Raw genomic sequence first — 11,769 nt, 5'->3', positions numbered from 1 at the left:
TAGAAAACCTCTGCGACTGCGTTAAAAAGGAGCAAAAAGCCACTTCCGTAGGATAAATCCGACTGGGTGCAACTAATTCCCAAGAAACTGGTTGCACCTGTTTTGCTTTGTTGCATAGGATTCGCGCCCAAGGTGCAACCGGGGAAACCCGGTGCACCGGCCAATGGCTTTCCTGGGGAAACATTGGTCATAAATGCGCGGCCGTGCGATTCGTCTGTCAGGCGTCAGTCTGCAAACGGTGCAACCGCCGCCGCTACATAAAAACAAAGCCAGGGCACGTACGTAATGAGCGCAAGCAATCCAACCCTGATCACGTTCGTGATCTACATCGCAGCAATGGTGCTGATCGGCTTCATGGCCTATCGCTCCACCAATAACCTTTCTGACTATATTCTGGGCGGCCGCAGCCTGGGCAGCGTGGTGACGGCATTGTCCGCCGGCGCTTCCGACATGAGCGGCTGGTTGCTGATGGGCCTGCCGGGCGCCATCTACATGTCTGGCCTGTCCGAAAGCTGGATCGCCATCGGCCTGATCGTCGGTGCCTACCTGAACTGGCTGTTCGTCGCCGGTCGTCTGCGTGTTCAGACCGAGCACAACGGCGATGCACTGACCCTGCCGGACTACTTCTCCAGCCGTTTCGAAGACAAGAGCGGTCTGCTGCGCATCATTTCGGCAGTGGTGATTCTGGTGTTCTTCACCATCTACTGCGCTTCCGGCATCGTGGCCGGTGCCCGTCTGTTCGAAAGCACCTTCGGCATGTCCTACGAGACAGCGCTGTGGGCCGGTGCTGCGGCGACGATTGCCTACACCTTCGTCGGCGGTTTCCTCGCGGTGAGCTGGACCGACACCGTACAAGCCACCCTGATGATCTTCGCCCTGCTGCTGACGCCGATCATCGTGCTGCTGGCTACCGGCGGTGTCGACACCACGTTCCTGGCGATCGAAGCACAGGACCCGAGCAACTTCGACATGCTCAAGGGCACCACTTTCATCGGCATCATCTCGCTGATGGGTTGGGGTCTGGGCTACTTCGGTCAGCCGCACATCCTGGCGCGCTTCATGGCCGCTGATTCGGTGAAATCCATCGCCAACGCCCGTCGCATCTCCATGACCTGGATGATCCTGTGCCTGGGCGGTACCGTGGCCGTGGGCTTCTTCGGTATCGCTTACTTCTCGGCGCACCCGGAGGTGGCAGGTCCAGTGACCGAAAACCACGAGCGTGTGTTCATCGAACTGGCGAAAATCCTGTTCAACCCGTGGATTGCAGGCGTGCTGTTGTCGGCTATTCTCGCGGCGGTGATGAGCACCCTGAGCTGCCAGTTGCTGGTGTGCTCGAGCGCCCTGACCGAAGACTTCTACAAGGCTTTCCTGCGTAAATCCGCTTCGCAAGTCGAACTGGTATGGGTCGGTCGCGCCATGGTGCTGCTGGTTGCACTGATCGCCATCGCGATGGCCGCCAACCCGGACAACCGTGTGCTGGGTCTGGTGTCCTACGCCTGGGCCGGTTTCGGTGCAGCCTTCGGTCCGGTCGTGCTGATCTCGGTGATCTGGAAGAAAATGACCCGTGACGGCGCACTGGCCGGCATCCTGGTCGGCGCGATCACCGTGATCGTGTGGAAGCATTTCGAACTGCTGGGTCTGTACGAAATCATTCCGGGCTTCATCTTCGCCAGCCTGGCGATCTACTTCGTCAGCCTGATGGGCCAGCCGAGCGCCGGTATGGTTCAGCGTTTTGAAGCGGCCGAGAAGGATTTCCATCTGAACAAGTGATGGGAATGAGCTGAGACTCACCAGAAAACGGCCCGCGTCCTAAAGGAAGCGGGCCGTTTTTTATTGCCTGCGATTTTTCTGAAGGAAAAGTCTGTAGTCGAATGCGCCGATTTTTGAAGGGGAGATCGAAGTTTCAAGTAGGGGAAATCTGATTTTTCGGTCACCCCGTCTTCACCCCTCGCGCCTCATGCAGAATCGCCCGCCCTCAATCTGCAGAGAGACATCGGATGTTCGCGCCTGCCAATCAACCGCGTTTCACGTTGACCGTCGAAGGCGCCCAGTTTGACCTCAAAGTCCTTGAGTTCACGGGCAAGGAAGCCATCAGCCAACCCTTTCGCTTTGACCTGGAGCTGGTCAGTGAACGGCCGGATCTGGATCTGGAAAGCCTGCTGCACTGTCAGGCTTTTCTGAGTTTTGATGAAGAAGGTTCCGGTATCCACGGTCAGATCTATCGGGTCGGGCAGGGGGATTCCGGCAAGCGTCTGACCCGCTATCACGTCAGCCTCGTTCCGCGTCTGGCCTACCTGGGTCATCGGATCAATCAGCGAATCTTCCAACATCAAAGCGTGCCGCAGATCGTGACGCAGATCCTCAAGGATCACGCGATCCTACGCGATGCCTTCGCGTTTCGCCTCGGCAGCGATTACCCGCCCCGTGAATATTGTGTGCAGTACGCCGAAAGCGATTTGGCGTTCATCCAGCGCCTGTGTGCCGAAGTCGGTATTCATTTTCACTTTCAGCACAGCCCGGACGGACATCTGTTGGTGTTCGGCGACGATCAGACGGTATTCCCGCGTCTGACCGAGCCGACGCTGTACCTGCCGGGAAGCGGCATGGCTGCATCGGCGCCGGCGATCAAGCGTTTCACCGTACGCGTTGAGACCCGCACCAGCGTGGTCACCCGGCGTGATTACGACTTCACCAAGCCCCGGCTGGCGCTGCAAAGTCGCGCCGAAAGCGAGCAGCGCCCGGTGCTGGAGGATTACCACTTTCCCGGCCAGTTCACCGAGCGCGAAACCGGCAAGCAACTGGCCCAGCGCACCCTTGAACGACATGTCGCCGACTACCGTCAGGCCGAGGGCCGCAGCGATCAATCCGCTCTCGTCAGCGGACATTTCCTGCAACTGACCGAGCATCCGCGCCAGGATCTGAATGACCTCTGGCTGCTGACTGCGATCGAGCACCGTGGCCGACAGCCGCAAGTGCTGGAGGAATCGGTGACCAGCGACGGTGATGACTTCCAGGGCTACCGAAATACCTTTTTCGCCACGCCGTGGGACGTGTTCTTCCGCCCGCCGCTGGGCCCGGAAAAACCACGGATGCTCGGCTATCAACCGGCCGTGGTCACCGGCCCGCAAGACAGTGAAATCCATTGCGACGAGTACGGTCGGGTCAAGGTGCAACTGGCCTGGGATCGCGACGGTGAACTCAACGAGCATTCCAGTTGCTGGCTGCGGGTCGCCAGCGGCTGGGCCCATGATCGTTATGGCAGCGTGCTGATCCCCCGAGTCGGCATGGAAGTGCTGGTGGGTTTCATCGATTCCGACGCCGACAAACCGCTGGTCATGGGTTGCCTGCCGAACGCCGCCACGCCGGTTCCGCTGGAGCTGCCGGCCGACAAGACCCGCAGCATTTTCCGCAGCCAGAGTAGTCCCGGCGGTGGGGGCTACAACGAATTGCGTATCGAAGATCGCAAAGGTGCCGAGGAAATCTACCTGCGCGCCCAGCGAAACTGGACCCAGCACGTATTGAACGATCAGCAGGTGCAGGTGGATAACCAGCGCAGCGTTGTCGTCACTGGTCTCGCTAAACACGAACTGAAGGCCGATGAGCAGCACATCACCCACGGCCAGCGCCAGACTGAAGTGAAGCAGGACGACCACCTCACGGTGACCGGCGACCGGCACATTCGCGTGAGCAATCAGGCGATCAACGCCAGTGCTCAATTCCACGTCAGCGCCGGCCAGCAGGTGGTGATCGACGGCGGGGCGAGCGCAACGATTCAGGCGGGCGGGCAGTGGATCAACATCGGCCCCGGCGGGATCTTCAGCAGCGTGCCGATTGTGGTGGGTGGTGCGCCGATGGCGGCGATAAGTGCGGCGCCGACGGTGCCGGGGTTGCCGGAAAAACTGGCGGCAGCCCCGGCTGCGATTCTGACTGCTGCGCAAATCATGAGCCTGAAAGGTGATGCGCCTTTCTGTGAAGAATGCGAGCGCTGCAAAGGTGGTGTCTGTGCAGCCTGATCAATGGTTGAAGGATGTGCCGCTGAAGCCGTCGGAGCAGTTGTTCGCGATTTTCAGTAGCGCCAGTGCGGCGGAGCCGCTGAAGGCCTGGCCGCTGAAAGCGCAGATGCCGAAACCGGTCTGGGCGGAAACGATCTATGCCGAGTGGGACGCGGTGATGCCCTACGTGGGAATCGTCGACGCGGGCAGTGAGTTTCTGGATTGGGTGGCGACCACGGAGTCTCGGGACTGGGGCTGGCTGGCGGTTTCTTCGGCGGGGCTTGAAGCGGTGGTCGAGCACTTTCGCAGTTTGACTCAGGTGCTGATGCCGGACGGGAAAGCGGTGTTTTTCCGGTTCTGGGATGGGCGGTTTTTGTTGCCGATCCTTGAGTCGTCCGAGGTGGATGCCGGGCAACTACTACCGGTCCTCACGCGAGGCTTGATCAATGGTCAGACCGTCGAGATCGGGGGCAGGGCGCGGGTCTCGGGTCGGGAGTTTCCTTGGTGGTCGGTGCCGGAAAAGCTGCTGGCGCAATTCGGCGATGATGCCCGGATCAACAACGCCTTGCAGTGGTTGAGCGAGGAGCAGCCGGCGTTGTTCGAAGCGTTCCCCGCCGATGTCTTGCGCTGCAAGGTTGTCAGGTTTTTTGCGGTTTCGGCGTCGGACGAATCGTCGGCTTCGGCATTGCTGGACTACTTGCGGGACGAGTCAGAGTGAAATTTCCGGGCAAAGGCTTCGGACGTTTCCCGCGAGTTGCGGCGGTTTGCGTGAACTGGTGGGCGCGGTGCTGCGGGGATAGTCTTTGGCTGTCTCCGCGAGTGGAGACAGGGCGTAGGAGCCCTGATTTCAGAGCAGTGCATAAGCGTCGTTGCCCGATTTGCGGCAGTCTTCGCTCGACCGTAAGATCCTTTGCGGCGGTTATGCGCGGGCACGCTTCGGCGTGGCTGAGTGCTCTGGTCTCAGTCCTCCTACCCCGCGCATGGCTGCCACCCAATCCTGTAGGAGGGAAACGGTGTGCGCCTCTTTCACTACCAGAGGATTAAACAATGAGCACGCTTCATCCAGATCCACCCTACGAGCCCTTCATCCCCCACCCCGACAACCGCCTCATGGCGCTGACCAGCAACTGCAACGACATGCCCACCCTGTTCATCGACACCCACGCCCCGCTCGACATCCTGATGGACGCCGCCAACTACCGCATCCGCGCCGTGATCCAGGTCCTGGAAAACATGTGCATGCGCGGCTCGGTCGAGTGCGACTCGTTCATCCTCAGCGACTTCGCCCAGCTCTGCGTGATTCCGTTGCGTGATGGCTGTGATGTCTTGGATGTGATTGGCCGCAGGTTGCGTGACCGGCCTTAGATCCCATCCCCTCACCCTAGCCCTCTCCCCGAGGGAGAGGGGACCGACCAAGGTGAATAGGTGACGTACGCCGACCTGCAACTTCGGTGGTGAACTTGGCTTGGCCAAGCCTTAGGTCGTGGTGATTTTTCAGGTCGATGCAAACCGAAAGATCACCTCGGTCAGTCCCCTCTCCCTCCGGGAGAGGGTTAGGGTGAGGGGTTTCTCAAGGATGTACCCGACAGCAAGACCACCCACTCAGCCCCCAACCCCTGACTTGCCGCCCGGTAAAAGGTAAACTTCACGGTCCTCGCAGGAGCAGCCATGAATTATCGTCACGCCTTCCATGCCGGCAATCACGCCGATGTGTTCAAACACCTGACCTTGACCCGCCTCATCGCCCTGATGTCGCGCAAGGAGCAGCCGTTTGCCTATCTCGACAGCCACGCCGGCATCGGTCTGTATGACCTGCAGGGTGATCAGGCCAACCGTACCGGCGAGTACCTGGAAGGCATCGCGCGGTTGTGGAACCAGCCGGATCTGCCGGCGCTGACCGCGGACTACATGAACGTGCTGCACGAGATGAACCCGGACGGCCAGTTGCGCTACTACCCGGGTTCGCCGGAACTGGCGCGGCGTCTGACCCGTTCCCAGGATCGCGTGCTGCTCAACGAGAAGCACCCGGAAGACGGCGTGCTGCTCAAGGACAACATGAAGGGCGACCGCCGTGTGGCCGTGCATCTGGGTGAGGGCTGGCATGTGGCGCGGGCGTTGCTGCCGGTGGCCGAGAAGCGTGCGGTGATGCTGATCGATCCGCCGTTCGAGAAGCTCGACGAGATGCAGCGTTGTGCGGCGTCGCTGAAAGAGGCGATCTCGCGGATGCGCCAGACCGTCGCGGCCATCTGGTATCCGGTGAAGGATCAGCGCGCATTGCGTCGTTTCTATCAGGATCTGGCCGGCACCGGTGCGCCGAAGTTGCTGCGGGTCGAGTTGCTGGTGCATCCACTGGATACGCCGAACAGCCTTAACGGCTCTGGCCTGGCGATTGCCAATCCGCCGTGGGGGCTGGAGGAAGAGTTGCGTGAGCTGCTGCCGTGGCTGTCCAAGAAGCTGGGCCAGACCCAGGGTGGGTGGCAGATGGATTGGTTGATCGCCGAAAGCTGATCAACCGTCAATCGCTCCCACGCTAAGCGCGGGAGCGATCAGGGCGGGCTTAGTTACCCGCCAGACTCGGCGGCATGCACACGCCAGTGCCGCCAATCCCGCAATAGCCTTCCGGGTTTTTCGCCAGATACTGCTGGTGATAGGCCTCGGCGAAGTAAACCGTCGGCGCCTGTTCAATCTCGGTGCTGATTTCACCCAGACCCGCCTTCGACAGTTCGGCCTGATAAACAGCCTTGCTCTTCAACGCCGCCTCCAGTTGCTCCGGATGGGTCGCGTAGATCACCGAACGGTACTGGGTGCCGATGTCATTGCCCTGGCGCATGCCCTGCGTCGGGTTGTGCAATTCCCAGAACATCGCCAGCAGTTCTTCGTAGCTGACCTTGGCCTTGTCGAACACCACCAGCACCACTTCAGCGTGGCCGGTCAGGCCCGAGCAGACTTCTTCGTAGGTCGGGTTCGGCGTGAAACCGCCGGCGTAACCGACCACGGTGCTGACCACGCCTTCACGCTGCCAGAAGCGGCGCTCGGCACCCCAGAAGCAGCCCAGACCGAAGATCGCAAAGTCGACGTCTTCGAAAAACGGGCCGAGCAGCGGCGTGTCTTCGAACACAAAGTGCTTTTCAGGCAGGGTCATTGCGGTTTCGCGGCCAGGCAGAGCTTGTTCTTTAGTCGGTAGCACGTTTTTGTTCACCAGAATTTCCGAGCGCAGAACCATGATCGTTCCTCTCAGTCAGGATGGGATGTCTATAAGCTGACCCACAGTGTGCCCAATGATGCCCGGTTAATCACCAGGCAAAATGTGCGGATAGTGTCCTGTGGGTTATAGAGAGAGCGGGCCACGCGGGTAGCGCTTGAGCGCCTGGATCAGCTCGCCGCCCGGAATCGGCCGGTCGAACAGGTAGCCTTGGCCGACGTCGCAGCGGTGCCGGCGCAGGAACGCCAGCTGCTCGGCGGTCTCGATGCCTTCGGCCACGACCTTGAGTTTCAGGTTGTGGGCCATGGCGATCACGGCGGAGGTGATTTCCATGTCGTCCTGGTTGTCCGGGATTTCATGGATGAAGCTGCGATCGATCTTGATGATGTCGATCGGGAATTTTTTCAGGTAGCTGAGCGACGAGTAGCCGGTGCCGAAGTCGTCCATGGCCAGGGTCAGGCCCAGGCGCTTGAGCTGGTCGAGCTGCAAGTGGGTGTCTTCGGTGGCTTCCAGCAGCAGGCCTTCGGTCAGTTCCAGTTCCAGCAGATTGGCCGGCAGCGCTTCTTCCTTGAGGATGTTGGCGATCGAGGCCACCAGATCCGGGTCGGAAAACTGCTTGGGCGACAGGTTGATCGCCACTTGCAGATTGCCCATGCCGGCGGCGGTCAGCGCCTTGCTCATGCGGCAGGCCTGGCGGGCGATCCACTTGCCGATCGGGATGATCAGGCCGGTTTCCTCGGCGACGCTGATGAACTGATCCGGGCGGATCATGCCGCGCTCCGGATGATTCCAGCGCAGCAGCGCTTCCATGCCCAGCAGGCGACCGCTGCGCAGGCACAGCTTGGGCTGATAGAACACGTCCAGCTCGTTCTGGGTCAGAGCGCGGCGCAGGTTGTTCTCGACGAACAGTTTGTAGCTGGCCTCGGCGTTCAGCGCTTCGGTGAACACCTGGACCTGATGTTTACCGTTGGCCTTGGCCTTGTGCAGGGCGAGGCCGGCGTTGCGCATCAGGGTCTGCGGGTCGCGGCCGTGTAGCGGCGCGCAGGCCAGGCCCACGGAGCCGGTGACGCTGATCAACTGGTTGTCGACGAACATCGGTTTATCCAGCGTCGCCAGCAATTGATTGGCGATCTGCTGCCCGGTGGCAAGGTCAGTGTCGTCGAGCAACACCGCGAATTCATTACTGGCGAACCGCGCCAGGCTGCCGCTCGGGCTCAGGCTGTTGCGCAGGCGCCGGGCCAGGCTGATCAACAGTTTGTCGCCGGTCTGGTGACCGAGGCTGTCGTTGATCCGCTTGAAGTTGTCGATGTCCACCAGCAGCAGGCTGATCGGGGTATCGCTGTCACGGGCGAAGCGTTCATCCAGGTTGCGGATAAATGCAGGCCGGTTGCCGAGGTTGGTCAGGTTGTCGGTGTAGGCCAGGCGCTCGATGCGCTGCTGCGCCAGTTTGGTCTGGGTGATGTCTTCGTAGATGCCGATGTAGTGCGTCAGCTCACGGTTGTCGCCGTAGACCTTGGAAATCGACAACTGGCCCCAGTAGGGTTCGAGGTTCTTGCGGCGGCTCTTGAATTCGCCTTGCCAGCTATTGCTTTTGGCCAGCGCGGAGGGCGCATCGAACAGCAACTCGCTGAGGTTTTCCAGGGCCGGCAGCTCCGAGAGGCGCTGGCCGTGGACTTCCTCAGTGGTGTACTGGGTGATCGCGGTGAAGCTCGGGTTGACGTACTCGACCACGCCGTCGCAATTGACCAGCAGGAAGGCGTTGGCGCTTTGCTCGACCGCGCGCTGGAACAGGTGCAGGGCGCTGGTGGCGGTGCGGCGGTTGTGGTTGTTGATGACCTGGGCGAACTGGTCGGCCAGTTCACCGGCAAAGGCGATTTCGTCGGACTGCCAGGCGCGGGTGACACCGGTCTGCTCCAGGCACAACACGCCGACCACCTGGCCGTCGACGCGGATGCTGGCGTCGAGCATGGCGTTGACGTCACGCGGGCGCAGGGCTTCGGCCATTTCCCGGGTACGCGGGTCGCGCATCGCATTGTGCGCGTCGATGGCGCGGCTGCCGTGCAAGGCTTCCATGTAATCGGGGAAGCCGCTGACATCAATCACGTCCGGCAGGATGTATTCCTGGGTAGCACGGTGGTACGCCGAAATCGGCACCAACTTCTGGCCTTCGAGGTTCCACAGGCTGGCACAGTCGATTTCGTAGATATCGCAGGCGCAGCGGGTGATCAGCTCGGCCGCTTCCTGCAGGGAGTTCTGGCTGCTGTAGCGCTGGCGGGCCAGCAACAGGATCAGGTCCTGTTGGGCTCGCACCCGTTCCAGATGCTGCAGTTGTTCCTGCTGGGCACGCTGATTGAGCTCAAGGGCGATTTGCAGGCGTGAATTCTGGGTTTCAAGGTCGACGGACGGCAGCGAAGGTGCCTCGTCGAACACATTGTCGACCGCCAGCAAGTAACCGCGCAGCAAGTGGCGGTTGTGCTGTCTGTAGGCTTCACCGAGTTCGAGAATGCTCAGCGCACCGGCGGCGGTGTGCAGGGTATAGCGCACCAGGTAATGCGGGCTTTGGCCGAGTTGTTGCTGGATCGCATCATGCAGTTGATAGCGCGCTTCGGGCTCCATCAGGCTGGCGTAGGGCGAGCCGACCAGGGCGCAGAGCTCGACGGCGGGCTGGCCGAACTGGCGTTCACAGTTGGGATCGAGAAACAACATGGCCCAACTGGCTTCATTCAAGCGCTCGAAACGCAGCATGCCGAGCCGCGAGGGCACAGGCAACTGCGTCACTACCTCGGCCACCATACGGCTGGCGGCATCGGGTTGGCTCTTCATGAAGGGAACTCGCTTGGAAATTTGCTGAACGCGCCGGGCTCGCGCCCTCTTTACTGTTGCCTGCGGCAAGGTTGCATCATTGCGGCACCGACTGACAAGAGACATGAAGGCCAAGTGCTATAAGAATATGTCGGCTGCAGTGAACATTTCTCCAGCGGTAGCCGGAAACTAATGCTATTAGGCGTGGAGAGTACCGTTCCAGAGCCTTTTGGCATCCGGAACGGTCGCACCGCTGGATTCATCGCAACGGAATATCGATGGATTGCAGGTGCCTGCCATCCCGGTCGTGATAGTTGACCTGGATCCGCCCGGTCTCGACCACCATGTGCGCGAAGTTGTCCTGGCTGACGACCTGGCTGGTCAGCGCGTGCCGGTATTCGCCTGCCTCGGTCTGCGTCAATGGCTGATCGAGAATGAAGGTGGCGGCGGTGGCGTAGGGCAGCAGTTTGCTGTTGCTCAGCGGTGAAGACACGACGGTGTGCACTTCGAAGTCAGGGTCTTCGCTGTGGCTCAGGCGACTGGTCAACGAGCCGTGCACGTCGCCTGAAATGAACACGACGTTCCTGATCCGATGCAGGCGGATGATTTCCAGCAGACGCAGGCGCTGTTCGGGGAAGCCCGCCCAGGCATCATCGCCGTTCAATTTGCGGTCAGGGTAGAACATGACGCTGGTGACCACGAACTTGACCCGCGCCGGGCTTTCGACCAGCCACTTGCACAGGGCCTGTTCCTGTTCTTCGTCGAGGAGGCGGCGGTTGTCCCTCGACAAGTTGCGGCGAGTTCGACTGTCCGTCACAAACCATTCGATATCGCCGTCGCTGAATTGATACCAGTAGTGCTTCAGTGAAGTTAGGTCGATTGTGCCGTTAGTTGTTGTCGAGCAGATCGGGCTATGACTTGCTTGATAGATTTCGTAAGCCGCCATTGCATTGCGAAACAGTATGTCGTCGGATTTTTCGGCGTTCATTGGCCAGTTATCTTCTATTTCATGATCATCCAGAATCATGTAAGTCGAAGTGCCGGACATCAGTCGTCGAATGTTAGGCAGGGAAAACGCCGCACGATACTTTGCAATGATCTCGTCATAGTCGCGGTCCGGAGCGAACAGGTTCAGATCGTCGGCATAGATCTGATCGCCACACATCATGATGGCGCTGATCGCAGGTTGTGCGCCTTCGATCAATTGGCTGATGGAAGCGAAGATCCGGTCGCCCAGATGCGGGAGCACCGGGATGCCGGATGTCATGCGCAGGTAGCGACACGAACCGAGGATGTAGGCGCGGGGTTGTAAGGGCTGATGGCTGCGGGTGCGCAGGCGATAAGTCTCCCGTGGCCATTGCAGCGGCAACTCCGCCACGCTGTGGATGGTATGGACAGGACTCATCGGGCTGAACCAGCCGGTCTGGTATTCGTAGTCCGTGTCGGCTTGCAAATGATCGAGCACCAGCACTTCAGTCATGTCACGGGTTGGATCGAGTTTGACAAACTGGCTCGGTTGCCATTGTTTGGAATCCAATGTTCGGTAACGGATGCCGGCAAATACGGCCGCGTTATGTTGCAGCCCGCCACGAATAAAGATTCGCGCCTGATTAGTTGTTGTGTGACCAATGATCGGGCCGACAGTAGGTTTCAGCATGTGTTCGAATCCATTCGAATGAATAATAGTAAGGAATAAAGTTTCCCGGTTTTATTGGTTTAACTTTGATGTGCCAAGGTTAGTTGTCTGCCGCTGAAAAATGTCGATAGGATGTG

Annotated in this window: 8 protein-coding genes; 5 read left to right on the top strand and 3 right to left on the bottom strand. The window is 60.0% G+C overall.

Going from position 1 to position 11,769, the window contains the following annotated elements; translation table 11 throughout:
- Nucleotides 1–285: 285 nt before the first annotated feature.
- The 5 genes from putP to QRN46_RS21950 all read left to right on the top strand — a co-directional run bounded on the left by putP (nt 286) and on the right by QRN46_RS21950 (nt 6,500).
- On the top strand, nt 286–1,770 hold the full coding sequence (gene putP, locus QRN46_RS21970) for a sodium/proline symporter PutP (RefSeq protein WP_011332119.1): 1,485 nt from the start codon (nt 286–288) through the stop codon (nt 1,768–1,770).
- Between the two features lie 227 nt (nt 1,771–1,997).
- Nucleotides 1,998–4,013, top strand: a complete 2,016-nt coding sequence (locus QRN46_RS21965) for a type VI secretion system Vgr family protein (RefSeq protein ID WP_011332120.1) — start codon at nt 1,998–2,000, stop codon at nt 4,011–4,013.
- Nucleotides 4,003–4,710: a DUF4123 domain-containing protein gene (locus tag QRN46_RS21960; RefSeq protein ID WP_041475121.1), complete on the top strand. Its 708-nt coding sequence runs from the start codon at nt 4,003–4,005 to the stop codon at nt 4,708–4,710. The genes QRN46_RS21965 and QRN46_RS21960 overlap by 11 nt, the downstream gene beginning before the upstream one ends.
- A 329-nt stretch (nt 4,711–5,039) precedes the next feature.
- Nucleotides 5,040–5,357, top strand: coding sequence for a hypothetical protein (locus QRN46_RS21955; RefSeq protein WP_201817164.1), 318 nt, complete (start codon nt 5,040–5,042; stop codon nt 5,355–5,357).
- A gap of 303 nt (nt 5,358–5,660) precedes the next feature.
- Nucleotides 5,661–6,500, top strand: a complete 840-nt coding sequence (locus QRN46_RS21950) for a 23S rRNA (adenine(2030)-N(6))-methyltransferase RlmJ (RefSeq protein WP_285357173.1) — start codon at nt 5,661–5,663, stop codon at nt 6,498–6,500.
- Between the two features lie 49 nt (nt 6,501–6,549).
- On the opposite strand, the gene msrA is transcribed toward QRN46_RS21950, so the two are convergent.
- The 3 genes from msrA to QRN46_RS21935 form a co-directional block, all read right to left on the bottom strand.
- Nucleotides 6,550–7,215 (bottom strand): peptide-methionine (S)-S-oxide reductase MsrA, encoded by a 666-nt coding sequence (gene msrA / locus QRN46_RS21945; RefSeq protein WP_285357171.1) that lies wholly within the window; start codon nt 7,213–7,215, stop codon nt 6,550–6,552.
- Between the two features lie 105 nt (nt 7,216–7,320).
- Nucleotides 7,321–10,017 (bottom strand): putative bifunctional diguanylate cyclase/phosphodiesterase, encoded by a 2,697-nt coding sequence (locus tag QRN46_RS21940; RefSeq protein WP_201817176.1) that lies wholly within the window; start codon nt 10,015–10,017, stop codon nt 7,321–7,323.
- Nucleotides 10,018–10,255: 238 nt separating this feature from the next.
- Nucleotides 10,256–11,653, bottom strand: coding sequence for an alkaline phosphatase D family protein (locus QRN46_RS21935; RefSeq protein WP_285357168.1), 1,398 nt, complete (start codon nt 11,651–11,653; stop codon nt 10,256–10,258).
- Between the last annotated feature and the right edge of the window lie 116 nt (nt 11,654–11,769).

The organism is Pseudomonas sp. lyk4-R2A-10, from assembly GCF_030209075.1.
In the GTDB taxonomy this organism is placed as follows: Bacteria; Pseudomonadota; Gammaproteobacteria; order Pseudomonadales; family Pseudomonadaceae; genus Aquipseudomonas; species Aquipseudomonas glycinae.
The sequence above is the reverse complement of the archived record's forward strand: the minus strand, read 5'-3'. Positions and strand labels throughout refer to the sequence as shown.

What these genes read in the sequence shown, in the direction of transcription:
- putP (WP_011332119.1), top strand. Translation starts at nt 286, where the DNA reads ATGAGCGCAAGCAATCCAACCCTGATCACGTTCGTGATCTACATCGCA.
- QRN46_RS21965 (WP_011332120.1), top strand. Translation starts at nt 1,998, where the DNA reads ATGTTCGCGCCTGCCAATCAACCGCGTTTCACGTTGACCGTCGAAGGC.
- QRN46_RS21955 (WP_201817164.1), top strand. Translation starts at nt 5,040, where the DNA reads ATGAGCACGCTTCATCCAGATCCACCCTACGAGCCCTTCATCCCCCAC.
- QRN46_RS21950 (WP_285357173.1), top strand. Translation starts at nt 5,661, where the DNA reads ATGAATTATCGTCACGCCTTCCATGCCGGCAATCACGCCGATGTGTTC.
- msrA (WP_285357171.1), bottom strand. Translation starts at nt 7,215, where the DNA reads ATGGTTCTGCGCTCGGAAATTCTGGTGAACAAAAACGTGCTACCGACT.
- QRN46_RS21940 (WP_201817176.1), bottom strand. Translation starts at nt 10,017, where the DNA reads ATGAAGAGCCAACCCGATGCCGCCAGCCGTATGGTGGCCGAGGTAGTG.
- QRN46_RS21935 (WP_285357168.1), bottom strand. Translation starts at nt 11,653, where the DNA reads ATGCTGAAACCTACTGTCGGCCCGATCATTGGTCACACAACAACTAAT.